The sequence below is a fragment of the Fibrella forsythiae genome, assembly GCF_017353175.1.
GTDB classification, from domain to species: Bacteria; Bacteroidota; Bacteroidia; order Cytophagales; family Spirosomataceae; genus Fibrella; species Fibrella forsythiae.
The window spans coordinates 572,934-598,121 of sequence record NZ_JAFMYW010000004.1 but is presented as its reverse complement, the minus strand read 5'-3'; the positions used below and the strand labels follow the sequence as shown (position 1 = coordinate 598,121).

Annotated in this window: 22 protein-coding genes and 1 tRNA gene; 14 read left to right on the top strand and 9 right to left on the bottom strand. The window is 49.8% G+C overall.

What is annotated here, in order from left to right; all coding sequences use genetic code 11:
• Nucleotides 1-79: 79 nt before the first annotated feature.
• Nucleotides 80-898: an Fpg/Nei family DNA glycosylase gene (locus J2I46_RS16495; protein WP_207330128.1), complete on the bottom strand. Its 819-nt coding sequence runs from the start codon at nucleotides 896-898 to the stop codon at nucleotides 80-82.
• Between the two features lie 109 nt (nucleotides 899-1,007).
• On the opposite strand from J2I46_RS16495, the gene J2I46_RS16490 reads away from it, so the two are divergent.
• The 10 genes from J2I46_RS16490 (at nucleotide 1,008) to J2I46_RS16445 (ending at nucleotide 10,645) form a co-directional block, all read left to right on the top strand.
• Nucleotides 1,008-1,081: transfer RNA gene (locus tag J2I46_RS16490), tRNA-Pro, on the top strand.
• 215 nt (nucleotides 1,082-1,296) lie between these two features.
• The gene (locus J2I46_RS16485) at nucleotides 1,297-2,736 is read left to right on the top strand and encodes an anthranilate synthase component I family protein (protein WP_207330127.1); all 1,440 of its coding nucleotides are present in this window, start codon (nucleotides 1,297-1,299) and stop codon (nucleotides 2,734-2,736) included.
• Between the two features lie 105 nt (nucleotides 2,737-2,841).
• Nucleotides 2,842-3,408: an anthranilate synthase component II gene (locus tag J2I46_RS16480; protein WP_207330126.1), complete on the top strand. Its 567-nt coding sequence runs from the start codon at nucleotides 2,842-2,844 to the stop codon at nucleotides 3,406-3,408.
• Between the two features lie 82 nt (nucleotides 3,409-3,490).
• Nucleotides 3,491-4,477: an anthranilate phosphoribosyltransferase gene (gene trpD, locus J2I46_RS16475; RefSeq protein ID WP_207330125.1), complete on the top strand. Its 987-nt coding sequence runs from the start codon at nucleotides 3,491-3,493 to the stop codon at nucleotides 4,475-4,477.
• Between the two features lie 9 nt (nucleotides 4,478-4,486).
• Nucleotides 4,487-5,314, top strand: a complete 828-nt coding sequence (gene trpC / locus J2I46_RS16470; RefSeq protein WP_207330124.1) for an indole-3-glycerol phosphate synthase TrpC — start codon at nucleotides 4,487-4,489, stop codon at nucleotides 5,312-5,314.
• The gene (locus tag J2I46_RS16465; RefSeq protein WP_207330123.1) at nucleotides 5,311-5,955 is read left to right on the top strand and encodes a phosphoribosylanthranilate isomerase; all 645 of its coding nucleotides are present in this window, start codon (nucleotides 5,311-5,313) and stop codon (nucleotides 5,953-5,955) included. Before trpC ends, J2I46_RS16465 begins: the two co-directional genes overlap by 4 nt.
• A 66-nt stretch (nucleotides 5,956-6,021) precedes the next feature.
• Nucleotides 6,022-7,221 (top strand): tryptophan synthase subunit beta, encoded by a 1,200-nt coding sequence (gene trpB, locus J2I46_RS16460; protein WP_207330122.1) that lies wholly within the window; start codon nucleotides 6,022-6,024, stop codon nucleotides 7,219-7,221.
• Nucleotides 7,221-8,012 (top strand): tryptophan synthase subunit alpha, encoded by a 792-nt coding sequence (gene trpA, locus J2I46_RS16455; protein WP_207330121.1) that lies wholly within the window; start codon nucleotides 7,221-7,223, stop codon nucleotides 8,010-8,012. Before trpB ends, trpA begins: the two co-directional genes overlap by 1 nt.
• 88 nt (nucleotides 8,013-8,100) lie before the next feature.
• Nucleotides 8,101-9,015 (top strand): glycerophosphodiester phosphodiesterase family protein, encoded by a 915-nt coding sequence (locus tag J2I46_RS16450; protein WP_229379795.1) that lies wholly within the window; start codon nucleotides 8,101-8,103, stop codon nucleotides 9,013-9,015.
• Nucleotides 9,016-9,097: 82 nt separating this feature from the next.
• Nucleotides 9,098-10,645, top strand: coding sequence for a GH3 auxin-responsive promoter family protein (locus tag J2I46_RS16445; RefSeq protein ID WP_207330120.1), 1,548 nt, complete (start codon nucleotides 9,098-9,100; stop codon nucleotides 10,643-10,645).
• Between the two features lie 7 nt (nucleotides 10,646-10,652).
• On the opposite strand, the gene J2I46_RS16440 is transcribed toward J2I46_RS16445, so the two are convergent.
• From J2I46_RS16440 to J2I46_RS16420, 5 genes are all read right to left on the bottom strand, one after another.
• Nucleotides 10,653-11,141, bottom strand: coding sequence for a flavin reductase family protein (locus tag J2I46_RS16440; protein WP_207330119.1), 489 nt, complete (start codon nucleotides 11,139-11,141; stop codon nucleotides 10,653-10,655).
• Nucleotides 11,116-12,498, bottom strand: coding sequence for an MptA/MptB family glycosyltransferase (locus J2I46_RS16435; RefSeq protein ID WP_207330118.1), 1,383 nt, complete (start codon nucleotides 12,496-12,498; stop codon nucleotides 11,116-11,118). The genes J2I46_RS16440 and J2I46_RS16435 overlap by 26 nt, the downstream gene beginning before the upstream one ends.
• Nucleotides 12,495-14,036 carry a cellulose synthase family protein gene (locus J2I46_RS16430; RefSeq protein ID WP_207330117.1) on the bottom strand — a complete coding sequence of 514 codons (1,542 nt, stop codon included), beginning with the start codon at nucleotides 14,034-14,036 and terminating at the stop codon, nucleotides 12,495-12,497. The genes J2I46_RS16435 and J2I46_RS16430 overlap by 4 nt, the downstream gene beginning before the upstream one ends.
• Before the next feature lie 91 nt (nucleotides 14,037-14,127).
• Entirely contained in the window at nucleotides 14,128-14,829 is a 702-nt protein-coding gene (locus J2I46_RS16425) for a glycosyltransferase family 2 protein (protein ID WP_207330116.1), read from the bottom strand.
• Between the two features lie 70 nt (nucleotides 14,830-14,899).
• On the bottom strand, nucleotides 14,900-15,976 hold the full coding sequence (locus J2I46_RS16420) for a ferredoxin--NADP reductase (RefSeq protein ID WP_207330115.1): 1,077 nt from the start codon (nucleotides 15,974-15,976) through the stop codon (nucleotides 14,900-14,902).
• A gap of 477 nt (nucleotides 15,977-16,453) precedes the next feature.
• Here J2I46_RS16420 and J2I46_RS16415 point away from each other — a divergent pair, with 477 nt between their 5' ends.
• The gene (locus J2I46_RS16415; protein ID WP_207330114.1) at nucleotides 16,454-20,470 is read left to right on the top strand and encodes a putative Ig domain-containing protein; all 4,017 of its coding nucleotides are present in this window, start codon (nucleotides 16,454-16,456) and stop codon (nucleotides 20,468-20,470) included.
• A gap of 75 nt (nucleotides 20,471-20,545) precedes the next feature.
• Here J2I46_RS16415 and J2I46_RS16410 read toward each other — a convergent pair whose 3' ends face one another.
• Both J2I46_RS16410 and J2I46_RS16405 read right to left on the bottom strand, forming a co-directional pair.
• Nucleotides 20,546-21,394, bottom strand: a complete 849-nt coding sequence (locus J2I46_RS16410; RefSeq protein WP_207330113.1) for an N-acetylglucosamine kinase — start codon at nucleotides 21,392-21,394, stop codon at nucleotides 20,546-20,548.
• A 3-nt stretch (nucleotides 21,395-21,397) separates the two neighbouring features.
• On the bottom strand, nucleotides 21,398-21,646 hold the full coding sequence (locus J2I46_RS16405) for a cytochrome b5 domain-containing protein (RefSeq protein ID WP_207330112.1): 249 nt from the start codon (nucleotides 21,644-21,646) through the stop codon (nucleotides 21,398-21,400).
• Between the two features lie 106 nt (nucleotides 21,647-21,752).
• Here J2I46_RS16405 and J2I46_RS16400 point away from each other — a divergent pair, with 106 nt between their 5' ends.
• Together J2I46_RS16400 and thiL are read left to right on the top strand one after the other, a co-directional pair.
• Nucleotides 21,753-22,211, top strand: a complete 459-nt coding sequence (locus J2I46_RS16400; protein ID WP_229379794.1) for a hypothetical protein — start codon at nucleotides 21,753-21,755, stop codon at nucleotides 22,209-22,211.
• A gap of 59 nt (nucleotides 22,212-22,270) precedes the next feature.
• Nucleotides 22,271-23,293, top strand: coding sequence for a thiamine-phosphate kinase (gene thiL / locus J2I46_RS16395; RefSeq protein ID WP_207330111.1), 1,023 nt, complete (start codon nucleotides 22,271-22,273; stop codon nucleotides 23,291-23,293).
• A 19-nt stretch (nucleotides 23,294-23,312) separates the two neighbouring features.
• On the opposite strand, the gene J2I46_RS16390 is transcribed toward thiL, so the two are convergent.
• Nucleotides 23,313-23,822 carry a gamma carbonic anhydrase family protein gene (locus J2I46_RS16390; RefSeq protein ID WP_207330110.1) on the bottom strand — a complete coding sequence of 170 codons (510 nt, stop codon included), beginning with the start codon at nucleotides 23,820-23,822 and terminating at the stop codon, nucleotides 23,313-23,315.
• A gap of 319 nt (nucleotides 23,823-24,141) precedes the next feature.
• Between J2I46_RS16390 and J2I46_RS16385 the strand changes: the two genes are divergently transcribed.
• Nucleotides 24,142-25,131, top strand: a complete 990-nt coding sequence (locus tag J2I46_RS16385) for a hypothetical protein (RefSeq protein ID WP_207330109.1) — start codon at nucleotides 24,142-24,144, stop codon at nucleotides 25,129-25,131.
• The last annotated feature ends 57 nt before the right edge of the window (nucleotides 25,132-25,188 follow it).

Here is a 25,188-nt window from a genome sequence, read left to right as displayed (position 1 = left end):
TTATAGTTGGAAAAGTTTATACTTGTGGCTCACTATTTTGATAACTAGTCTTTTATCCAAATAACTGAACAAATTTGATTTAGCTGATTACTTGCTCTTTCGGACAAAAATAGGTTGTACGACCTCCTACCTCAATCACCTCAATTTTGGTGCCGCAGCGAGGGCAGAACTTGTAAGCTTCCGGGTCATCGTAAGGGGATGCATCCCATTGGCGGGCATGAATCAAAAAAGAAGGGGGAAAATCTCTGTAGTTTGCTTCCCGAGCAATTGCTGTTTCTAGCACAAAATGAATCGCATCGTGAATGGCTTTAACCTGCGTGTCTGATAAATCAGCACTGATACTTGATGGATGGATCATTGCCTGAAATAGGACTTCGTCGACTATCCAATTACCTAATCCAGCTGTAGTAGCCTGATCAAGTAGAACGGGTTTAACAGGGGAACGACGCTTTTTTAACTTGTCAGACAACGTACCTACGTCTATTGAAAGCGCATCAGGGGCAATCTTTTTCTGCTTTAGATACGCATCGATATCAGAAACCAGCCCAATGCGCTCGAATTTTCGGGGGCAAACGAAGCCTAGGCAAAAGCCATTTTTAAAATAGAAAACTATGCGAGCGTGACGGGGGCGGTCGATCGAATTGTGGTAATACACTAAATCGCCAGTCATACCAAAATGCATACGGACGATTACGGAGGGATTATCCGTGTAAATGAAGAGGTTTTTCCCAACCCGTTTTGTACTCAGGAATCGGCGGTTGTAAAGGCTTTCCTGTAACGTGTTGAAATCCGTCGTTAAGAGCTTCTGGTCTTCTACGGTGATTGAATCGATGGGTTGATCAAATGAAGTTGCTTCCAGGTAAAGCCGACGCATCTCAACCTCCGGTAATTCGGGCATATAAGAATAATGAATGTCAGTTATATAACGAATCTGCTGCCGTTTGTTCGCAAAAAATTACGGTTATCGTTTCAAAATCAGACTGAATAACTATTTTTGTGCTCCGGATCGGGGTGTAGCGCAGCCTGGTAGCGCGCTACGTTCGGGACGTAGAGGTCGTGGGTTCGAATCCCGCCACCCCGACATTCAAATAATGCTAACGAAACGAGGCACTAAAACTCCAGGTTTCTTCATAAAGAACATGAATCAGATTACGAACAAAGCATGGTGGTGGCACTTTTCCTGCGAAGGATGAGGGTTGCCCTGTTGTGTTCTGTAAAAACACTATACCTAAAGGCTCACCGTCATCTCGGTGAGCCTTTTTTATTGTCCGAATTTCCGTCTAACGCCTGTCAATCATGACCATTTCGTCTCAATCCGTTCAACAGTATTCAGTTTATACAACGCACCGGCGTATGCTGGCTGACATTATTACGCCAGTAAGTAGCTATTTGCGTATTCGGGATAAGTACCCTAATAGTATTCTGCTCGAAAGTGCTGATTATCATGGAAACGATAACAGTTTCTCCTATATCGCTTTTGACCCCGTGGCACGGTTTACCTATAATGAGGGCGTTATCAGCACGCTGTTGCCAGGTAAGGAGGAGACACACCGGACTGCAAGTGCAGATGAGTTAATGCCAGCATTGCGGCATTTCAAAGATCAGTTTGCTTCACAGTCATCAGGATTCCCTTTTATTACAAATGGCCTATTTGGCTATTTCGGTTTTCCAGCTGTTGAAGGTTTTGAAGATATTCAGTTGAGTGCACCGGTTCCGGAAGAGAATCGTATTCCGGCGGCTGTGTTTCAGGTATACAGGTACGTTGTGGCGATCAATCATTTCAAAGATGAACTGCATCTGTTCGAGCACCAATACCTACAGGCGGAAGAAGAACCAGCCGAAAGCCAACTCGAAGAAGTAACTGCCTTTTTAACGAGTCGAAACTACGCGTTGTATTCGTTCTCAACCACGGGTGACGAGACATCTAACTTTAGCGACGACGAATTTCGGGGTGTCATTCAGCATGGTATTGATCATTGCCGTCGGGGCGATGTATTCCAGATTGTGTTATCACGGCGTTTCCAAACACCGTTTAGGGGCGATGAATTCAATGTGTACCGTGCGCTACGGTCGTTGAATCCATCGCCTTATCTATTTTATTTTGATTACGGCAATTTCAAACTGTTTGGCTCATCCCCTGAATCGCAGATAGTAGTGAAGAAAGGCGAAGCTACGATTTATCCCATCGCAGGTACGTTCCGCCGAACAGGTGATGATGCGAAAGATGCTGAACTGGCCCAGAAGCTATATGATGATCCGAAAGAGTCGGCTGAGCACGTAATGCTGGTTGATCTGGCCCGTAATGATTTAAGCCGGAATTGCGACATGGTGAAAGTTGAGACATTTAAAGAGGTTCAATACTATTCGCATGTGATTCACCTGGTTTCTAAAGTCGTTGGCCAGTTAAATGAAGGAGTTGATCCGCTGCAAATCGTGGCCGAAACATTCCCCGCAGGTACGTTGTCGGGCGCGCCAAAGCATATGGCGATGAAGCTTATCGACCGCTACGAAAACCAGAGTCGTGGCTTCTATTCAGGTAGCATTGGCTATATGGGCTTTGACGGTGAATTCAACCACGCGATCATGATTCGCACATTCATGAGCCAGAACAACGCGCTGTATTACCAGGCCGGAGCAGGAGTGGTGGCCAAATCGGTGGTCGAAAGCGAGCTGCAAGAAGTCCATAATAAACTGGGCGCATTGAGGGCGGCTATTCAACAGGCACAAACAATTTAAAAAAAGTCCTCTGTCTTCCGTCTTCTGTTGCGCTGCTATATCAAATTACCTGCTTAATAGCAAAGCAACAAAAGACGGAAGACAGAGGACATAGATCTGATTTCCATGAAAATTCTCGTTTTAGATAATTACGATTCGTTTACCTACAATCTCGTCTACATCCTACGCGAGTTGGGACATCGGCCCGACGTAATTCGGAATGATAAACTGACAGTTGACGACGCTGCCGGGTACGACAAAATCCTACTCTCACCAGGGCCGGGTATTCCTGAGGAAGCCGGTATTTTGAAACCGCTAATAGCTGAATATGCCGCTACTAAATCAATTATGGGTGTATGCCTGGGCCACCAGGCTATTGGTGAGGTGTTCGGCGCGACGCTCGAAAACCTGGGCGATGTACTTCACGGTGTGGCCCATTCTGCCCATATACTAGACCGTAATGAATCGCTGTTTAATGAATTGCCGGATGATCTGACAGTTGGGCGATACCATTCATGGTCGGTGGTACGAGATAGCTTACCCGCTGATCTGCTCATAACAGCTGAAGATGAAAATGGCCGTATCATGGGCCTGCGCCATGCCCGATTTGATGTTCGAGGCGTACAGTTTCATCCAGAATCAGTATTAACAGTGGGTGGCGTACAGATGATGAAAAACTGGCTAACGAATTAAAGAGTGCCTAGGCGTTGAGACGTACCTAGAGCTTCCAGTCATTCTCTCCTCAGTTTAGTCAATCTTTATCTCATTCACTCTTATGAAAGCAATCCTGAATCACCTTTTTGAATATAAAACCCTGACCACGCCACAAGCAAAAGAGGTGTTGCTGGGTATCACGCAGGGGCAGTATAATCAGTCGCAGGTGGCGGCGTTCCTGACGGTTTATATGATGCGGAGTATCCGCGTTGAAGAACTGGAAGGATTCCGCGACGCGATGCTGGAACTGTGTTTACCCGTCGACCTGTCGGGCTATGATGCCATGGACGTTTGCGGCACGGGCGGCGACGGTAAAGACACGTTCAACATCTCTACACTGTCGGCGTTTGTCGTGGCAGGAGCGGGTCAGCGAGTGGCCAAACATGGTAACCACGGCGTATCATCGCTGACGGGATCGAGTACGGTGATGGAGCGGCTGGGCTACCAGTTTACTAATGACATCGGCGAACTTCAGCGTAAAATAGAAACGGCGGGCATCTGCTTTTTGCATGCGCCCCTGTTTCACCCGGCCATGAAAAACGTGGGGCCGATCCGGAAGGAACTGGGCGTAAAAACATTCTTCAATGTGTTAGGTCCAATGGTAAATCCATCGCGTCCCAACAAGCAGTTAGTGGGGGTATATAGCCTTGAATTGGCCCGCCTTTATGCGTACCTTTATCAGCAGACAAACAAGCAGTTTATGGTACTTCATTCACTTGATGGATACGATGAAGTGTCGCTTACAGGCCCATTCAAGGCTATTACGCATCACACTGAACTGATGTTGAATCCAGCAGATATTGGCTTTGAGCGACTATCGGCCGAAGCATTATCAGGAGGAAAAACAGCGGAGGAATCAGCGCAGATTTTTATAAATGTGCTAAATAATAAAGCAACCTCTGCGCAAACGCAGGCCGTACTGGCAAACGCTGCCATGGCACTGTTGGCTGCCGGAAAAGCAGCCACGAATGAAGAGGCTGTAGCCCTGGCTCGCGAGTCGTTAGTAAGTGGCCGAGCCAGGCAGTCGTTTGATATATTGATGAAGTAGGTTTCAGTTATGACCATTTTAGATACCATAGTAGCCCGTAAACGGGATGAGATTGCGGCGCGAAAAGCTGCGATTTCAGCGAATGATTTGCGAAATATGCCGCTCTTTGATCGTTCGGTTAATTCGGCGCGGGCGTCGATACTGGCGACAGATTCTACAGGCATCATTTCCGAATTCAAGCGTAAGTCACCGTCGAAGGGTATCATCAATGACCAGGTAGATGTAGCCGAAACTACACGTGGGTACGTCGCTGCCGGCGCTGCTGTGTTATCAGTGCTGACCGACGAACCATTTTTTGGCGGCACACCTGCTGATTTGCAGGCAGCGCGCACAGCTAATCCGCATACCCCAATTCTACGTAAAGATTTTGTAGTAGATACCTATCAGCTTCTGGAAGCTAAAGCATGGGGGGCTGACCTAGTCTTGCTGATTGCTTCCTGCCTCAGCCCTGAACAGGTACGTTCCCTAAGCGAATATGCGCACGAACTTGGGATGGAGGTGCTGCTGGAAGTACACGATGCCGAAGAACTGCAACGTTCTCTATGTGAAAGCGTTGATCTGGTTGGCGTAAATAACCGAAACCTAAAAACCTTCGTCACAGATATCGATACGTCGGTGCAACTGGCGGGCCTGATTCCAGACCAGTACGTGAAGGTAACCGAGAGCGGGCTGCACGATGCCGCTACGATGGTACGCTTACAGGAAGCTGGCTACCAGGCGTTCCTGATTGGCGAGGCATTTATGAAAACAGACGACCCGGCAACGGCTTTGCGTCAGTTAGTGACCGATTATAAAGAACAACTTGTTACGTCTAAAAACAGTCATCAAATCGTATGAAGATTAAAGTATGCGGCCTGCGCGACGTGGCCAATCTGGAGCAAGTGGCGGCTCTGAATCCGGATTTTGTCGGCTTTATCTTCTACGATCAATCGCCTCGTTTTGTGGGCGACGAACTGGATGCAGACGTGGTGAAAGCGTTACCCCGGTCAATTCGAAAAGTGGGTGTGTTTGTCAACGCAAGTCCGGAGTATATTCTGCGGTCTGTAAAGAAGTACGATTTGCAGTATGTACAACTTCACGGCAACGAAGCCCCCGATTATTGCCGGAGCCTTCAGAATCGGGGTGTTAACATCATCAAGGCCTTCCGGGTCGATGGGTCGTTTAACTTCTCGATGGTGAATAACTATAAAGCTTACGCCGATCTGTTTCTGTTCGATGCCAAAGGCGATCAGCCCGGCGGTAACGGACATACATTCGACTGGAGCGTGTTAAAGAATTATGATAACGAGAAACCATTCTTCATCAGCGGTGGTATCGGCCTGGAAAACCTCGACCAACTCGACCAACTGAAAGGCATGAAGCTGTATGGCGTCGATGTGAACAGTCAGGTTGAAGTATCGCCGGGTGTGAAAGACGTGGCGAAAGTGAAGGAACTCATAGACCGCCTGCGGCCTATCGAAGAAGAAGAGGAAGCGTAGAGAGAAACAATGTAAATGATAATCGACTGGCCACTTCAAAGCTACGTCTGATAAAGTACTAATGTCATGCAAACGACAGTTGATACCCAGTCCTCATTTGAGGTAACAGATAAAGGCTTCTACGGCCATTTTGGTGGTGCATTTATCCCCGAAATGCTGTACCCCAACGTAGAAGAGCTACGCCAGAATTACCTGAATATCATTGCCGATCCGGCGTTTCAGGCTGAGTTCTGGCAGTTACTGACCGACTATGTGGGCCGCCCAACGCCGTTATTTCTGGCTAAACGGCTATCGGCACAGGTTGGCGCCACGATCTACCTGAAGCGGGAAGACCTGTGCCATACCGGAGCGCACAAGATCAACAATACCATTGGTCAGATTCTGGTGGCGCAGCGGCTCGGAAAGAAGCGTATCGTGGCCGAAACCGGCGCGGGGCAGCATGGTGTGGCAACAGCTACCGTTTGCGCCCTGATGGGCCTGGAATGCATCATCTACATGGGTTCCATCGATATCGAGCGGCAAAAGCCAAACGTTGACCGTATGCGGATGCTTGGCGCTGAGGTACGTCCTGCCAAATCGGGCAGTCAGACATTGAAAGATGCTACCAACGAGGCCATGCGTCACTGGATCAATAACCCGGTTGATACGCACTACATCATTGGCTCGGTGGTTGGTCCGCACCCATACCCTGATATGGTGGCGCGTTTTCAATCCGTAATTTCGGAAGAAATTCGGAAGCAGTTGCTGGAGAAAGAAAGCCGCGAAACGCCCGATTATGTAGTTGCCTGCGTAGGTGGTGGTAGTAATGCTGCCGGGGCATTCTTCCATTTTCTGGATGAACCTCAGGTACGTCTGATAGCGGCCGAAGCTGCTGGGCAGGGCGTAAACACGGGTCATTCTGCCGCTACAACGGCGCTGGGTAAACCTGGTGTGCTACACGGCTCACGCACGATTCTAATGCAAACAGAAGATGGTCAGGTAACGGAGCCGTATTCAATCTCGGCGGGGCTCGACTACCCTGGCATTGGTCCGCTTCACGCCCACCTGTTCGATTCGGGCCGGGGTGATTTCTACAGCGTTACCGATGACGATGCCGTGAAGGCCGGTTTTAACCTTAGCAAGCTGGAAGGCATCATTCCGGCTCTCGAAACAGCCCACGCGCTGGCAGTACTGAATGAACTGCCACTCAGAAAAAGCGACGTAGTTGTCGTTTGCCTGTCGGGCCGGGGTGATAAAGATTTGAGCACGTATACCAAGTATTTATAATGACTACGTCTACCATACAAAACCGCATTACCGACCTGTTTTCGACCAAAAGCGATCGGTTGCTCAATGTTTATTTCACCGCGGGCTTTCCTCAGCTAAACGATACACGGACGGTGCTCCGTGGCTTGCAACAGGCTGGCGTTGACCTGGTTGAGATTGGTATGCCGTATTCTGACCCGGTGGCCGACGGCGAGGTGATTCAGCAGAGCAACGGGGTTTCGCTGGAACATGGCATGACTCTGCGCATCCTGTTCGAGCAATTGGCTGGCTGCCGCGATGAAATCAACGTACCTATACTGTTGATGGGCTATATTAACCCGGTGCTGCAATTTGGTGTCGAGGCGTTTTGCCGGAAATGCCAGGAGGTGGGTGTCGACGGGGTAATTTTGCCCGATCTGCCGTTTGATCTGTACGAAGCCGAATACAGGGACACGTTCGAGCGGTATGGCATTCTAAATATCTTCCTGATTACACCGCAAACCTCCGATGAACGAATTCGCCTCATTGACGAAGCGTCGGAAGGGTTCATCTATATGGTATCATCTGCGAGCATTACAGGCTCTGTATCAGGTGTTAGCGACGTCATGAAGGCCTACTTTGAGCGAATAGCCGGAATGAACCTGCGCAATCCGCGGCTAATTGGTTTTGGCATCAACAACCAGGAGACATTCGACGCGGCAAGCGAACACGCTAATGGGGCAATTATCGGCAGTGCATTTGTAAAGCATTTGCAGAAAAACGGCCCGGGCGCTGAAGGTATAGACGCTTTCGTGAAAGCGGTAAGGCCTTGAACGTACCTGATTAGATAATTGACACGGTAAAAGCCGGTAGCTGTTTGTTAAGACGAACAGCTACCGGCTTTTTTTTACATTTGATTTTATGAATTCAACCCAATGTATGCGTGCGGCATTGCTGCTACTTTGTATGCTGACAACGAGCTCACTTTCTGCCCAACCGGCACGTACCTATGACTTACAGGGGCACCGCGGTTGTCGGGGACTGATGCCTGAGAATACGATTCCGGCTTTCTTGAAAGCGCTTGAGTTGGGGGTAAACACGTTGGAAATGGACGTGGTAATCAGTCAGGATGGGCAGGTGGTTGTTTCGCACGAGCCCTATTTTAATTCCCTATTTAGTACTAAACCGGATGGTATGCCAGTGACGAAGGATGAGGAAAAAAACCTGGTTCTGTATAAAATGCCGTATGCCGAGATCAAGCGGTATGATGTAGGTGCTAACGGAAATCCGCGATTTCCGGAGCAACAGAAACAGAAGGTGTACAAGCCGTTACTGAGCGAGGTACTGGCTTCAACAGAAGCCTATCGCACCGAAAAGAACCTGCCCGCTTTTTCGTATAACATTGAACTGAAAAGCGAAGAATCAGAATACGACCGAAGTCAGCCCCGTCCGGCAGATTTTTGTAAACTGGTGAACGCCGTGCTGACAAAAGCGAACGTACCTGCCGACCGGATTATCATTCAAAGCTTCGATTTTGCCATGTTGCAGGAGTGGAATCAACAGGTTCAACGCAGGAAAGCATTGCCAGTCAGGTTAGCGGCTTTGGTCGAGAATATCCGTGGGGTAGACCATAACCTAAAAAAGCTTGGGTTCAAACCCGCTATTTACAGCCCCAGTTATCAGCTTATCAGTCGTGAGCGTGTTGAGAAATTACACCGGCAAGGGATACAGGTTGTGCCCTGGACAGTGAATAATCCCGCTGATATGCGGCAAATGCTCGATATCGGTGTCGACGGCCTGATCACCGATTATCCTGACCGGGCTAAAAAACTCTGAAACAAGGCGGCCTAACCCGTGTTTGTACTTAGACTGACAAACGGTTAAGTTTATAGCCTAAACGCCAGCTCGTACTGTTTGTATGACCTTTCTGAACACAACGCTCAGTTGGCTGCTCCGTCGTCGCCTGCCCCGCATTGAAAGGCTGAAGGCGAACCCCGGAGACGCGCAACAAACCGTATTCCGATCGTTGATCAGACGGGGGCGGCGTACCGAATGGGGTCGGAAATATAGCTATGGCGCTATTCGATCAGTCAATGATTTTCAACAACAGGTGCCTGTTTCGGGCTACGAAGATCTGTTTCCATACATCGAGCGGGTAATGAAGGGCGAGCAGAACGTGCTTTGGTCGTCGCCAATTCACTGGTTCTCCAAATCGTCGGGAACTACCAACGCCCGCAGCAAATTCATTCCCGTATCGTCTGAAGCCCTCGACGACTGTCATATTAAAGGAGGTAAAGATATGATGGCCCTGTATATCGCCAATCGGCCGGATACGCGGGTGTTCGAGGGGAAAGGATTATCAATTGGCGGTAGCCTGCACGCGAATCCGTACGGACGTGATAGCGCAACAGGCGACATATCGGCGGTGGTTATGAAAAACCTGCCCGTTTGGGGTCAGATAATCAGAACGCCATCGCTCGAGGTAGCCCTGATGGACGAATGGGAGGCCAAAATTGACCGAATGGCGCAGATCACCGCGCAGGAAAACGTAACCAGTATTCTGGGCGTCCCTACCTGGACCATGGTGCTCATTCAGAAAGTTCTTTCCCAAACCGGCAAAGATAGTATTCTGGACGTATGGCCAAATTTTGAGGTGTTCGTGCACGGAGCTGTAGCATTCCAACCATACCGAAGTTTGTTCAGCGAGCAGATTTTTGGCGGTAGCCGTGTTGGTTTTCAGGAAGTATACAACGCATCGGAAGGATATTTTGCCATTCAGGATGACATGAGCCGGGCCAACGAAATGATGCTCATGCCCGATTATGGCATTTTTTATGAATTTGTTCCGGTAGAAGATGCCGATAAAGCGTTTCCGAAAGCCTATACCATCGAAGAAGTAGAACTGAACCGAAACTACGCGCTGGTTATCACGACTAATGCCGGATTATGGCGATACCGTATTGGCGATACCGTTCGGTTTACGTCATTGTATCCGCATCGAATTCGGGTGAGCGGGCGTACCAAACATTTTATCAATGCGTTTGGCGAAGAAGTCATTGTAGAAAACGCCGAAACTGCCATTACTCAGGCCTGTGTGGCCACAGGTGCGGTTATCTCTGATTATACTGCCGGCCCCATTTACATGCAACACGACCGGGTAAGCGGACATCAGCAGGGAGGTCATGAATGGGTAATTGAGTTCGCCCGTGAACCAAACAGTATCAGCCAGTTTACGCAGGTGCTCGACGACACGCTTCGGCAGGTAAATTCAGATTACGATGCCAAGCGGTATCACGATATGGCGTTGGTTAGACCGGTGGTACGTTCCGTGCCTACAGGTACGTTTTACGCCTGGATGCGGCAGCGCGGTAAAGTGGGCGGGCAGCATAAGGTTCCTCGCCTGAGCAACTCCCGCGAATATGTCGACGACCTGTTGGGCGGGCGCTATGGAGGTGTGTACAGGTAAGGTTTCGTTACCCCCGTACCAATTTTCTTGCTTTCAGGTAATCATTCGTGAGAACCGCCTTACCGGGATTCAACACGACCTGCTTTAGCACGTCGCAGATAAAAACGGCATGGTCGCCGCCATCAACGCTATCCAGAACCCGGCATTGAACGTACCCAACGGCCTCGGTCAGATAGGGGCAGCCACGTTCATCATATGCGTGAGGTAGCCGAGTGAATTTATCCACGTCACGACCCGATTGTCTTCCCAGTTTACGGATCAAACCAGTCTGATCCTGAGCCAGCAGATTTACATTCAACAGGCCACTCTCGCGCACCAGGTCAATTGTGTAATCGACCTTATAGAGCGCTACGGCCAGCCGGCTTCCGCCCAGCGCCGTTTGCATAACCCACGTGGCAATATTGGCATTCTGGCGTTGGGCCGACGTACCTACACCGGCAACAGACGTGATTGAGTGCACATCGTAATTCTTATATTTCAGCAGGCGCTTCGGCATCAGCTCGTTGATTGATTAAATAATGGCGGGTGTCCAGGATGAACAGCCCGTAAACGATGCTGTATTCCAGAAGCAGAGAGGTTGACTCTTCGTGAATAGGTGAATGGCGGTAAGCTGAGTAGGATAGCCATGCCAATGCTGACCAAAGCAGGACATACCGAACGGAATAGGCGGGTGAACTGACAAATACAGAAGCCGCCACCAGGGTAGTGATGTACCACGGATGAACGGTGGTTGCCATTGCCAGATACAGGGTCAGCATCCAGAGTATACGTATCGGAACAGGGAACGTCCGAATGAACGCGATCGAAAGCAAACCAACGGTTGTCAGTAAGGATAGCCAAAGGCCAACCCGCCCCAACACATTATACCCTTCTACCCAGTAGCCTACTTCCCGGATCAGATAATACAGACTGGCATTGAATTCGAATTTCCGGAAATACAGATCAATGCTTTCCAGCATGTTCATCAACAACGACACATTGAAAAAAGGAATAAACAGCACCACCACGAATCCAATAACCAGCAATGAATAACGTAGCCCACGTTTCCAGCCCGCATAGGCAATTACAACCGGAAGTGCAATCAACGGAAGTAGTTTGGTGGCAATAGCCAGTGCCAGCGAACCGGCCGAGAGGAGTTGTTTATGCTGCTGCCAGAGATAAACGGCCAGCATCGCAAAGAAAATCATGACGGCCTCGAAGTGCACATTTCCCGTCAGTTCCAGAATAATCAGCGGGTTCAATCCATAAAGCAGGGCCAGATTCGGGTTTCGGTTATTCTGCTTCAGCAACTTCGCCATCAGCCATAACGTACCCAGATCGGCCAGGATAATGGGCACCCGAAGAACGATTACGCTCCCAAGTGAACTATCCGCCCAGGCCGACAGAGCGAAAAAGAGCTGGTTAATGGGCGGGTAAACCGTGTAGTAATTAGGTGAATTCAGAAGCTGGTATAGCGCCGGATCAACGTAACTGGCTGGCACTACACCGCCGGCCATCAGCTCAACAGGCAGGTACCGAAACGGATTAATGCCGTGAAGCAACAGACGGCCATCCCAGATAAACCGGGCATAGTCGTCAGACAGGGCAGGCATAGCCAGCAGCAGTAACAGCCGAAAAATAGCGGCCGATCCAAACAGAAAACGGTCGGGGTTAACCTCATGCGCATCAGGAGCAGAAAATAACGGCCGTATCCGCAGGCTGTATCCCCACATCAGCAGCACGTACAAACCGATAAGCATCGGAAACTGCTCGCGGGAGGTCGTGTACCCCAGCAATCCATACAGGCAGGCCGATAAAAGAAGCCATCCCCAGCGTGTAGCTGATGTGGCAAAGAGGGGAGAAGAGCGGGTCATGCAACCGCACCAGCTGGTCGGCGCTCGGTGTTGGGGGTGTCAGCATCAACCGACCGGGGCCCTGCCGATAGGCGAACTGTGTGCAGCAGCGAATATACGAACACCATGCCAAAGCCCACCGTTAACATACAGTGGAAGAACAGCATCCGGTAATCGTGCAGGTATACGCCCAGCGTAATACCACCAATGAAATAGAGTAGCATGCCTCCTTCCAGCAGCGTAAGCCAGGGAAACCCAGCCGCCATATACACATTGGTGCGCCAGCTATCAGATTTTTTCTGTACGTTGAATTTAGGCGTTCGTACGAAGGGGGTTTTCCGGCCAATGTAACCCTCCACAACGGCAATGGCATTATGCAGCGAAAGCCCCATCATCAGTGACGAATAAGCCAGGAAATACCACGGGAACAAAAAACGGTTTTGGGTATTCGATCGCCAGAAAGGAATACCGTAGAACAACAGCAGAATGATCAGGTTGACCTGAAAAAAATTGATAAGATAATACACCGTTGCCCATTCGGGGTGAAGGTTGTGAATGTACAGAACTGGTACACTCAGAAAAGCCAGCACAAAAACGAGTAAGAACGTGGAGCTACTGAACAGGTGGAAAAACGCATGAATTTTGTTAACCACAGGTACGTTCGGTGAGCGCAGTACGCCCATCATCAGACGACGGGCACATTCAGCAGCACCTTTCATCCAGCGATATTGCTGCGATTTCAGGGCGGCCATGGCCACCGGCAGTTCGGCGGGCGAGCCAATATCTTCGCGATACACAAATTTCCAGCCTTTCAACTGCGCCCGGTAGCTCAGGTCAAGGTCTTCGGTGAGCGTGTCGCTGCTCCAGCCGCCTGCGTCGTAAATGGCCGCTTTGCGCCACACCCCGGCGGTGCCGTTGAAATTCATGAAGAAATCGGCGGCGTTACGGCCTCCCTGTTCAATGAAGAAGTGCGCATTCAACCCGAAGGCCTGTAGTTGCGTTAACAACGAGTAGTCTTCATTAAGGTGTGTCCATCTTGTTTGTACAATACCCACAGCCGGGTTGACAAAATGCGGAATCGTTTTGAGCAGAAAGTCAGGATCAGGTACAAAATCGGCGTCGAAAATGGCCACAAACTCGCCCGTCGCCCGATCGAGCCCATAGGCCAGCGCGCCTGCTTTATACCCTACCCGCTCGGGCCGCCGAACCAGTTGAATGTTCAGGCCAAGCTGCCGGTAATACGCTACCTTCTTTGCGCTCAGCTCAATGGAATCATCCATGGAATCATCGAGCACCTGAATTTCCAGTTTTTCGGCCGGATAGTTTAAAGCAGCTACGGCATCAATGAGGCGTTCTACCACATATCGTTCGTTGTACAATGGTAACTGAACGGTCACTGCTGGTAAGGCCGACCAGGCGGCAGAGTGAGGCGCAACAACTTCGGCCTGCTGTTGTCTGCCCGATCGGAGGTAGATAACAATCAGACTCAGTTGCCCCAGGTTGTAGACAAAGAGCAGCAGCAGCGAGAGCGCATAAAGCGCAAGAATAGCCTGTTCCATACATACAGACAAACCAGTCTGTGCTTAATCATGTCGTTGATGAATGTAAATGGCCAACTAAGCAACGCACCTACCAACTGCCTGTTGCCACTTACTTATACTTTGCAATCGTACTCAAAATTTTATAACCGGCCAATACGGTGCCACGTAACGTACCTGAGATCTTGGAATGGCCAATTCGACGCCGATACCGAACAGGTACCTCCACACTCCGAAGCCCGAGTTTAGCGGCTTTCACCTGCATCTCCACTGTCCAGCCATAGGTAGTGTCCTGCATACCAATAGCCACCAAGCTATCATAACGAATGGCCCTGAATGGGCCTAAATCGGTAAAATGAACTCCGTATAACCAGCTGATCAGCCGGGTTGCCAACCAATTGCCAAACACCTGTTGCGGCGTCATGGAGCCACGCTGCCGTTCTCCCAACGCCCTCGACCCAATTACCAGATCAGCCTCATTGGCCAGAATTGGCGCAACAACATTGGGTAGTTCGGCGGGGTAGTCAGAATAGTCGGCATCGAGGAAAACGATGATGTCGGGCTTTTGTTGACGATTGTGAGCGTATGTGAGCCCCCGGAGACAAGCCCGGCCATACCCTTGAATTGGTTCGTCGAGTACAGTAGCGCCCGCAGCAGCGGCCTGAACCGCCGTTTGGTCGTTGGAATTATTATTCACCACCACTACTTCGGCAACGAGATCCGCCGGAATCTCACGAATTACGTTGCCCACCGAGTTTTCTTCGTTGAAGGCAGGAATAATAACCAGTATGATGGGGGCGGGGAGGTGTTGCACAGGAGTATATACGAAAAAAAGCCGGTCAAGGTCGATCCTTCACCGGCATCACAGCGCGCTGTGTCTAGTCTTAGTCAATCTCGATCACTACATTTTTAGAGGCCGGATGCGCCACGCAGGTGAGCACGTACCCAGCTTTAATTTCTGATTCCGACAGGCCATCTTCTTCATCGAGCTTCACTTCGCCCGATATGCACTTACCCAGACAGGCAGTACACATCCCGGCCTGGCACGAGTAGGGAAGATCAATATCCTGCTCAAGTGCAGCTTCCAGAATAGTTTGGTGGGGCTCAACTACGAATTTGTACTCATTGCCTTCATACAATACCGTAACGTCCTGTGTGCCATTATCATCCTCGTCGTCGCTTTCGCCTTCAACAACGGTTCCAACAGCCTGCGCTGTAGTAGCTGTTTGGAAGCTTTCGCGGTGAATTTTGTCTGACGGCACGGCCAGCAAATTCAGTGCCGAACGCACTTCGTCTATTAACCCATCCGGCCCACATAAGTAATATTCTGCCTGGCGTAACGAATCTGGCTTGTGTGTTTCAAGCAGTTTTAACAGGTTAGATTGATTAATCCGACCCGAAAAGCCCGTCCATCCTGGGCTTGGCTGACTCAGAATATGCGTAACGGTTAGCCTGTCTGTATAAACCCCCGAAATGGCGTCGAGATGGGCCTTATAGATAATCTCCTGTTCGTTACGATTACCGAAAATTAACCAAACTTCGCTGTTCGGTTCAGTATGTAACATCGATTTCATCATTGAAAACAACGGCGTTATACCGCTGCCTGCACCGATCAATATATGTAACCGGTTGGCCGTTGGAATAAGGTTGGGTGTGAACGTACCCATTGGCTCGAGAGTCTCAAGTACGTCGCCCTCTTTTATTCTGTCGCACAGATAGTTAGATACCAGGCCGCCTGGGAGCCGTTTAACCGTTACCGACAACGAAGCATCTACGTGCGGGGAACTGGACATTGAATATGACCGGCGAACTTTCTGGTTACCAATGGTCAATAAAAACGTCAAAAACTGGCCGGGCTGATAACGGACTACTTCATTAATAGGATGCCAAAATTGTATGGTGATGGCATCGGGAGTTTCCCGCACCACTTCTTTCACTTTCAAATAATACCGATTAGCCATGAATGAGTAACGCCCGAAAGACGAACTTTGTTGATGGATTTTTGACCGTAAAGGTCGTTATAAAACTGATAGTATATTGTCCGAAGTAAGCCGCTAGGATAAACCGTCTGGTTATCTTTGTCTTGGGTCTCTTTGTAATGTTAACATATGATTTTGCAAGTATATCTGTTTTACGGTATCCTATATCCTCGCACGATAATTGTTACACGATTCGACAAGGTCCCTTTAGATGTACATACATTCCTTAAAAGTGGCCCTCAACTAACCCAGACGATAAGCGTACCTCTGTTCAGCCCGGTGACAGCCTCCCGATGGCCGACCAGGATTATTGTGCCTACAAAATCCAACTAAGAAAATATGCAACGATCTATTACGATTGGGAGGCTGCTTGTTTATTGGTTCCTTCTGCTGACATGCATAGCGCAGACGGTACCAAGTTTTGCTCAGGGTTATGTTGATGATGGAAAACGGTTTGCCATGTATACGATCTATCACTATGGTGATCCTGATGGGAGCATGCAACGCCGTCAGATTGCCGGTATGGAAGATGCCATTGCGCATGGTTGTAACTCTGTGTGTATTGGTATTGCCTGGGATGTGGTTCAGCCTAGCCTGAACAGTAATCCCGACTGGGCCTATATTGATCGGTTTGTTGACGTGGCCCAACGGAACAATGTAAAAGTTGCGTTCCGCATACGAACGATCCGTAAGGACCGAACCGGCTACTGGCCCGAAGAGCAATCCATGAAGGATACCAGGGGGAATGTTCTGAATCTGGAAGGGGGAACCCACGTCCGGTTTGGCTATACGCCTGCTATCGATAAAATTCAGGATTTTGTTCGCTCGGCAACGCAGCGTTATAAATACCTCAACGACCGTGGCGATTTGCTTTTTATGGCGGTTACGTTCAACCCGGGTTGGGAAAACGAATACTGGGGAACAAACTTTCCTGATCAGTACGCTACGTCGTATGATTTCAATGAATTCACGATCGGCGACTTTCAGCGTTGGGCCGTAGCCAAATATAACGGTAGCCTCGATGCCGTAAATAAAGCCTGGGGTACTAACTACCAGACTATAAGCACTATTCAGCCAACCTATCCTGATGCTTCCAACGGCTCACTGTATCTGGGTAAGCGCGGTTCTGACTGGTACTCGTTTCGTCATTCACAGTTGAAATCATTTAATGACCGGTTTGCTAAAACGGTAAAGTCCGTTGATCCAACCATTCGGGTAATTACCGAGCAGGGAAGCGTAATTGACACACCAAACCGGGGTACGTTGGGTTTCAAGAGCCTGTCTGAGTTTGCGGATGGTGTAAAAGTGAACGATTCGCCGGGTTTCCTGTACCAGTTCTCGATGGATCTGTTGCGGAGCAACGTTAAGCCGGGTGGCTGGGTACTCAATGAGGTAGATGGCCTATCGTCTTACCGGGATCAATCGAATCTGGAAACAATCGCTGACCAAATCGAAACCAGCTTTAAGTACGGCGCCAAAATCGTTACGTTTGCCAACTATTTCCTCGATTTCAATCAGGAGGGCCAACTCAGAACATTGCTCGACGGAATGAAGGCCAAGCGCCTGCTGGAGCAACCTGTGCCAACGATAACACCTGTTGGTACAATGACCTATAAATTATCGACGGTTGTTCAGGGAAACTTGTATTCAAGTGGTGTATTTGGCCAATGGGCTACAATTCGCGGCGGAAACCAGGGTCCGGTACGAATTCTGCTTGATGAAGATATAATTGGCAATGGGTCTACGGTTCCACAAAACTCGCCACCTACAGTCGTCAACCGGGTGCCCAACCAGACGGCGGTGGTCAGTAAGTCGTTTTCATTTAAAATACCCGATAACACGTTTACCGATTCGGATGGACAGATTACCGGGGTGGCAGTTTCGGGTTTGCCTGCTGGCTTAAATTATGACCCGGCTACGCGCACAATTAGCGGAACCCCATCGCTGATCGGCTCAAATGAGATAACCGTAACCGCTACCGACAACAGTAACGCTACGGTAACTGATTACTTTGTGCTGGCCGTAAAACGGACTACACTTCCTCTCCAGTTGCTGGAGCCAATCCTGGATTGCTCTACTGGCCGGTTTGAGTTCCGATCAACGGAGGGTGATGGATCGGCGGTTGAGTATTCAATTGACAACGTGTATTCATGGAATACGCAAACTGTGTATACGCTGAGTGAGGCGCTTCGGTCGGGTAGTACCCTGTCGGTTCGGGCCCGGCAAAGCGGCACGGAGGTTACGTTCAGTTACAAGACTACGTGTCCTGTTGTTGCGTCTAACAAACCGCCGGTCGTCAACGATGCCCTGGCCGACCAAACGGTTATAGCAGGTCAGGCGTTTAGCATCGTACTGCCTGAGAATACGTTTACAGATCCAGACGGAACAATTGCGTCGGTAAATCTCTCTGGTTTACCGACGGGAGTCACTTACGTGCCGTCTACACGTACCCTGGCGGGAACGATTGGCAGTGCGGGTGTCTGGCCGATTACGGTAACAGCAACTGATGATAAGGGAGCTTCGGTATCAACTTCATTTAAGCTAACAGCAGGCGCTGCCTCGAATACTAAGCCGTTACGACTGCTAAATCCGCTTCTGGATTGTACTACGGGCCGGTTTGAGTTTCGCTCGGCCGATGGCGACGGAACGCCTGTAGAGTATGCGGCCGATCAGTTATACTCGTATAATACCCGGTCTGTTTACACCCTGACCGACCTATACAGGTTCGCCACGGTTCCAATCACCGTCAGAGCCCGTCAGAGTGGCGTGGAGCAGGTATTGTCCTATACGGTCACCTGTTCGGTTGAGAATAAAGAGCCAGTAGTTAGTGTGCCGATAACCAACCAGACGGCAATTGTAAACAAATCCGTTTCGATCCTTATTCCGGTAGGTACGTTCGCCGATTCGGATGGCACCATTGCTTCGGTTGCGGTTAATGGGCTACCCCCGGGCTTAAGTTACGATGCGGGCACCCGCCTGATTACCGGTACTGTATCAACTACCGGTGTATGGACTGTAACCGTTACTGCCACTGACGATAGAGGGGCCACGATAGCGACCACATTTACCATTAAAATTGGCCGCGACGTAAAACCACTCCGCTTCCTGGAACCGCTGTTGGATTGCAACACGGGATTATTTGAGTTCAGAACGGCCGATGGCGATGGTTCACCTATTGAGTACAGCATTGATCGCGTTATCGCGTGGTCTCCGCAGTCATCATTCACACTGTCGGTTGACTTGCGAACCAATTATCAGCTGGATATCAAAGCCCGGCAGGGAGACGAGGTTATTTTTGGCGTCTTCAGAACAAGCTGTCCGCCGCCTAATCAGCTTCCAACAGTAAAAACACCACTGGCCGACCAGACGTTAACGCAATTCCGAAACGTATCATTGCCAGTTCCTGTAACAACATTCAATGATGCCGATGGAACTATTGACCATGTAAGCATTGCCGGTATACCCCCGGGGTTGATCTACGCCGATAACACGCACACATTAAGCGGTGCGCCTACAGCTACGGGCGTTTGGACGCTCACTGCCATTGCCACTGATAATCGGGGAGGCACGGTCTCTACCACGTTTGTCGTTACGGTAATTCCTCAGGTAAAGCCATTACGTCTGCTACCTCCGGTAATAGACTGTGTTACCGGCAAACTGGAGTTTCAAACCGCCGATGGCGACGGGACGACGATCAGCTACAGTATTGATCAGGTACTTAACTGGACAAATCAGGCTGTTTACACACTGGCAGAAGGCCCGCGCTACGGTACGGCATTGGTGCTTCGGGTACGGCAAAGTGGCACTGAGCAAATGTTGACCTACACAACGCCCTGCGTTAGGCCAAACAAACCGCCGGTAGTGGCAATCCCGGTAGTTGATCAGGTACTGATTGTCAATACACCTGCTTCATTTACAGTACCGGCAGGTACGTTTACCGATCCTGACGGCACCATTGCTTCGGTAACCTTAACTGGTTTGCCGGTTGGCCTGAGTTATGATCCCGTCAAACGGGTTGTTCAGGGAATACCTACGCTGATTGGTACAAGCCCCGCCGTTGCCAAAGCCACCGATAACGCGGGAGCATCGGTCAGCGATACCTTTCTGATTACGGTGCGTGCCGCACCACGTTTTGCGGTCACAACCACTCTGCTCGATGTGCAGGGAAAAGTGTTGAAAGATCTGGTAGACGGCGACCTGCTCGATAGCAAAAAAATGCCGGTGTTGGTTAACCTGAGCTGTCAGCCCAAGGTGACAACGGGAAGTGTATTGATGGAATTAACCGGAAAAGCTAAACGGACCGTCTATACTAATGCCGCTCCATATTTGCTATATCCAACCGGGCAGGGCTTTAAACCTGATATTGGCTCTTACCAGCTGAAAGTGTCGGTTTTCTCGGGTGCCAATGGAACAGGTGCGCTGCTGGGAACGGCCACGGTCAGATTCGATATCACGCTTACCAACGAAGGTGGTTGAGCGACGACGGAGTAAAAAATTGTCATGAAGAAAGTCGTAACTCAGGGGCGTTTATTGCTTGGGGGTTACGACTTTTTATGTGTGATAAGCAACCAGTCCATCGATCGGGACGCGCACAAAATGCCCTGTCTGCAGGTGATGATCGGCCAGCAACTCCCGTAACCAATCGTTGAAATAATACGCTACAGAGCCAACAAAATGGATGGGATGTTGCGTATAATCCGGTATTCGATAAACGTAAAGTTGCAGGAATTCAGAGAAAGCCGATAGTACCAGGTTCCGCACAAATCCGTTCTCGCGGTTTTCAGATAAAAACGGTGTAAAACTGGCAAAATACCGATTCGGGTAGGGTTGATTGTACGCATGATCCAGCACCGTTAATCGGTCGAGCCCGTACTGATCGGCAAAGGCACTGTGCAGATTGGTAGGAAGTTTGCCGTGTAAAAAGTTAGTGACCAGGCGCTTACCCAGGTTGCCTCCGCTACCTTCATCGCCTAGCCAGAAGCCAAGCGAATAGCTGGGCGTGGTGATCTGCTCACCGTCGAAAAAGCAGGCGTTAGACCCTGTGCCCAGAATGCAGACAATGCCGGCTTCATGGCCAGCAGCCCCTCTGGCGGCCCCTAGCATATCGCTGGCTACGTGAATAGTAGTGGTAGTTGGCAACGTTTTCCGGATAGCCCGGGTAATACGTTCATTACTGGATTGGCCCGTACAACCTGTTCCGTAGAAATAAACGGAGAGTGGAGTAGTCAGTGTGGGGAGTTGAGGCAGTAATTGGTCGTGGAGGGTTTGCCCTAGTTGGTCTTCATCCTGAAAATAGGGGTTCAGCCCGTCTGTTCGAATGGAGATCGCTGGCTGGTTAGCCTGAATTAATCGCCACTCAGTTTTGGTGGAGCCGCTATCGGCAATTAAGGTAGAGGTCATTCGTTATTGAGCAAGAATACCTACGGCTATAAACCGCTGAAAAACAAGTTCGGTATGGGGAGCATCGGCCAGTTCATCGGTAAGGTCCTGCCCGGCCCAGTGTTCGTAATGGGTACCGTTGCGCCATAAACGGGACGTACCTACATCGTAGATCAGACCCTGGTAAGCGCACCAGATTTCGTCGCGGTCATTACCGTTTCGAAGGGCAAGCTGGGCTCGCGAATAAGTAGGTAAATTGGGTGGGGGTGTCACAGAATTGGCCGTTTAGTCACTCACGCAAAAATAACAGGAACCGGCGTTGTCTATTTAACAATTATACATGTACCTTTAACCTTCGAGTCAGATGCAAAAAAGGCTTATGAAAAAGACCCAATACACACTCCTACTTGCGCTTAGCGTGTTTGCTTACGTCCTGACGGGCTGTAAGTCGCCGGCCCCTGCCGTTCCTGTTTCTGACCAAATTAAAAACGCGTACGTAGCCCAATCAGTAACTGAAGGTGGTACAACCGTTTATACGGCTGGTGGTACGTCAAACACAAAGCCTGGCTATTCACAGTTCCGCCTCAACCTGGCGAGTCCTCCAGCTGTTACGTATACAGCCGTAGATGGTACTGTGTTTACCGGAACGTATGCCTTAGTAGGTGACACCCAAATTGTATTGAGCGGATTAACGAGTTCGGCGGGTCCATTGACAGGCGGTACCACGATCACCTTTAACATTACTAACCTGGCCGATGGCACAGTGACATTAACCCGCACTACGCCCGACCCTAAGACAGGCAATACAACAAACGTTTATAACCTCAAGAAGGGCTAGGCGTTCGCAACTTATTCAATACAGAAGCCGTTCCGTTAAACTGGAACGGCTTTTTTGTTATGACTACACTCGATACACTTGGCGAACTCGGTTTGATCGATCGCATTCGGAAAGAAACCCCCGCTGCTATACACCCCGGCACTATTCGGGGCATTGGTGATGACGCCGCCGTTTTCGCCCTGTCAGATTCTGAATTCGGCCTGTTATCGACGGATATGCTGCTGGAGGGTATTCATTTTGATCTGACCTATATGCCGCTTCGGCATTTGGGCTTCAAAGCCGTAGCCGTGAATGTGTCAGATATTGCGGCTATGAATGGCTTACCCACGCAAATCACTGTTAGTGTGGGCCTCAGTAGCCGATTTACGGTTGAAGCGGTTGATGAACTCTACGCGGGTATTCGAGCGGCCTGCGAAGCCTATAATGTTGATCTTGTTGGGGGCGATACTACCTCGTCGCGCTCGGGACTCGTTATTTCGGTGTCTGTGCTCGGGAAGGTAGATAAAGACCGCATTACCTACCGCAACACGGCCCAGCCTAATGATGTGATCTGCGTAACAGGCGATCTGGGAGCGGCCTATTTGGGTCTGCAACTGCTTGAACGCGAGAAGCAGGAGTATCTGGCTAACCCTGACATGCAGCCGTCACTGTCGGAAGAGCGGGCGTACCTGATTCAGCGGCAGTTACGCCCGGATGGCCGCACAGATATTATCCACGAACTGCGTGACCTCGATGTGGTACCCACGGCCATGATCGATATTTCGGATGGACTGGCATCTGAGCTGCTTCATCTGTGTACACAATCGGGTACGGGAGCGGTCATCTTAGACGAGAATATACCGGTCGATGACCAGACGTATCTGGCGGCCGAGGAGTTCAAGATCAGCCCGATAACGGCAGCGCTGAATGGGGGCGAAGATTATGAGCTGCTGTTCACCGTGAAGCCACAGGAGTTCGAAAAATTACAGAATCACAGCCGAATCACTGCCGTTGGCTACATGACCAGCACTCCCGACCGGATTGTACTGGCTACCAAAGCCGGTCAGCAAACACAGATCAAGGCCCAGGGTTGGGTTCGTTGATTGGTGACCAATCAGCCGGTTACCTGAACCATCCAGCATACATAACGTAGTTGTTTGCGGTGCGCATGAACACCTCTGCCTGCTCGGGCGATACGGCTTTGAGCAGGCGGGCAGGGTTGCCCGCATAGATGCTGCCCGGCGGTACAATGGTATTCTGCGTAACAATGGCTCCGGCTGCAATGATTGACCCTGTGCCGATCACGGCCCCATCCATAATAATTGCCCCCATCCCAACCAGTACCTGATCTTCGATCGTACAGCCATGTACAACGGCATTGTGCGCAATTGACACATAATTGCCGATAGTGGTGGCCGTTTTCTGGTAGGTGCAGTGAATAACGGCCCCATCCTGCACGTTACAGCGATCACCCAGGGTGATCCGGTTCACATCGCCCCGCACTACGGCGTTGAACCAGACGGTACAGTCGCGGCCCATTGTGACTTCTCCCACAACTGTGGCGTTATCGGCAAACCAGCATGAATCATCGAATTGAGGCAAAATGCCCCGCACAGGTCGAATTAAGGCCATTATGGTAAGCAAATAAGCTGAGTTAACGTCAGGTAATTGTGTAACAATAGCGTTACTGAATATGAGTAAACGAAGGGCATGGGTTACCCGATGTACCGCTTAATGGATTAAACTACACCGTTTTTGTCTCATTACAAAGAATAAGTTTATTTAGTCTGTAGCATAATACATACTCTATAGTACTATGGTTGGTAATTTTACTCACAACATTGTAGATAATCAAGGTCTTTTTGGCCGCCATTGGCGCGTAAAATCAGTCTGTCTTCTGTTACTGTTAGTACTTGTATTCCCCGTAGGATTGAACCTCGATAAGTTTCGTATGTTCATCGGATTCTACTGGATCGCTATAGGTCAGCCTAATCCAGATTACTGCTGTTATTATTGGGCTGATATTGCTTACCAGACAACCGACTGGTTGATGGAAAGGCTGCAGGTGTATAGTCATTTCCATATTGCCAGTATGCGCTTTCGGCTTTTCCAGCCGGTTCTCTACACCGTCTTTAGGTCGCCACTAGCCATGTACTCAGTGCAGGTAGTGCTGGGGATAGGCTATTTATACATGGTGCTTGGTGAAGCTTACAAACTGCTCAAGGATCGGCAACTCGCCTTGCTGTTTGCGGCGGGTTTCGTGGGCCTATATGCCGGGGCGGCTTTCATCCTGGATGTATCAGGTTTTGGCGACGCGTTTGCCTTTACATTTATGATGGGCGCCATTTATTTTAGAAACCCGCTACTGATTGGTTTATGCGTATTTCTGGCGTCCTGGGTCGACGAGCGAGCTGTGTTCAACGTCACCCTGATACTTGCGTACCATCTGCTGGCCCCTTATAAAACAGAGCGACCAATAAGCCTGACTACGCTTACCGATCTACGGCTAAACAAGCAGGTGATAGCGGCCTTGGTTGGTTGTTCAACGTACCTGGCCATCCGATTGTACTTCATTTATAGATTTAATCTATCATCGCCAACCGGCGGCGAAAGCGTATTCTTCGCCGTATTTGGCGCTATAAAAACAGCCGGTTTCCGATTATGGTCAGGGTATGAGGGTTTTTGGCTTTTGATTTTGGCCATGCTTTTCTTACTGTGGCAGCGTCAAAAATATCTGCTGTTGCTTATTGTAGGTGGCCTGACGGGCGTAACAACCTTTACCGTACTGATGCAGGGCGACTACATTCGTACAATAGCCTACGGTTTTCCTATTCTGTTTATAGCGCTGGCTCTGGTTAGCCGCGAGATCAGCCAACGAGATCTGTTCTGGATGCTAACGGCAATAATCATTACAACGCTGCTGTATCCTAGTCCATACTAATCGTCGGAAACCAGAACAATCCAGGTTATTCCAGTCATCACATACAAAAAGAGGCCA

What these genes read in the sequence shown, in the direction of transcription:
- J2I46_RS16495 (WP_207330128.1), bottom strand. Translation starts at nt 898, where the DNA reads ATGCCCGAATTACCGGAGGTTGAGATGCGTCGGCTTTACCTGGAAGCA.
- J2I46_RS16485 (WP_207330127.1), top strand. Translation starts at nt 1,297, where the DNA reads ATGACCATTTCGTCTCAATCCGTTCAACAGTATTCAGTTTATACAACG.
- J2I46_RS16480 (WP_207330126.1), top strand. Translation starts at nt 2,842, where the DNA reads ATGAAAATTCTCGTTTTAGATAATTACGATTCGTTTACCTACAATCTC.
- trpD (WP_207330125.1), top strand. Translation starts at nt 3,491, where the DNA reads ATGAAAGCAATCCTGAATCACCTTTTTGAATATAAAACCCTGACCACG.
- trpC (WP_207330124.1), top strand. Translation starts at nt 4,487, where the DNA reads ATGACCATTTTAGATACCATAGTAGCCCGTAAACGGGATGAGATTGCG.
- J2I46_RS16465 (WP_207330123.1), top strand. Translation starts at nt 5,311, where the DNA reads ATGAAGATTAAAGTATGCGGCCTGCGCGACGTGGCCAATCTGGAGCAA.
- trpB (WP_207330122.1), top strand. Translation starts at nt 6,022, where the DNA reads ATGCAAACGACAGTTGATACCCAGTCCTCATTTGAGGTAACAGATAAA.
- trpA (WP_207330121.1), top strand. Translation starts at nt 7,221, where the DNA reads ATGACTACGTCTACCATACAAAACCGCATTACCGACCTGTTTTCGACC.
- J2I46_RS16450 (WP_229379795.1), top strand. Translation starts at nt 8,101, where the DNA reads ATGAATTCAACCCAATGTATGCGTGCGGCATTGCTGCTACTTTGTATG.
- J2I46_RS16445 (WP_207330120.1), top strand. Translation starts at nt 9,098, where the DNA reads ATGACCTTTCTGAACACAACGCTCAGTTGGCTGCTCCGTCGTCGCCTG.
- J2I46_RS16440 (WP_207330119.1), bottom strand. Translation starts at nt 11,141, where the DNA reads ATGCCGAAGCGCCTGCTGAAATATAAGAATTACGATGTGCACTCAATC.
- J2I46_RS16435 (WP_207330118.1), bottom strand. Translation starts at nt 12,498, where the DNA reads ATGACCCGCTCTTCTCCCCTCTTTGCCACATCAGCTACACGCTGGGGA.
- J2I46_RS16430 (WP_207330117.1), bottom strand. Translation starts at nt 14,036, where the DNA reads ATGGAACAGGCTATTCTTGCGCTTTATGCGCTCTCGCTGCTGCTGCTC.
- J2I46_RS16420 (WP_207330115.1), bottom strand. Translation starts at nt 15,976, where the DNA reads ATGGCTAATCGGTATTATTTGAAAGTGAAAGAAGTGGTGCGGGAAACT.
- J2I46_RS16415 (WP_207330114.1), top strand. Translation starts at nt 16,454, where the DNA reads ATGTATACGATCTATCACTATGGTGATCCTGATGGGAGCATGCAACGC.
- J2I46_RS16410 (WP_207330113.1), bottom strand. Translation starts at nt 21,394, where the DNA reads ATGACCTCTACCTTAATTGCCGATAGCGGCTCCACCAAAACTGAGTGG.
- J2I46_RS16400 (WP_229379794.1), top strand. Translation starts at nt 21,753, where the DNA reads ATGAAAAAGACCCAATACACACTCCTACTTGCGCTTAGCGTGTTTGCT.
- thiL (WP_207330111.1), top strand. Translation starts at nt 22,271, where the DNA reads ATGACTACACTCGATACACTTGGCGAACTCGGTTTGATCGATCGCATT.
- J2I46_RS16390 (WP_207330110.1), bottom strand. Translation starts at nt 23,822, where the DNA reads ATGGCCTTAATTCGACCTGTGCGGGGCATTTTGCCTCAATTCGATGAT.
- J2I46_RS16385 (WP_207330109.1), top strand. Translation starts at nt 24,142, where the DNA reads ATGTTCATCGGATTCTACTGGATCGCTATAGGTCAGCCTAATCCAGAT.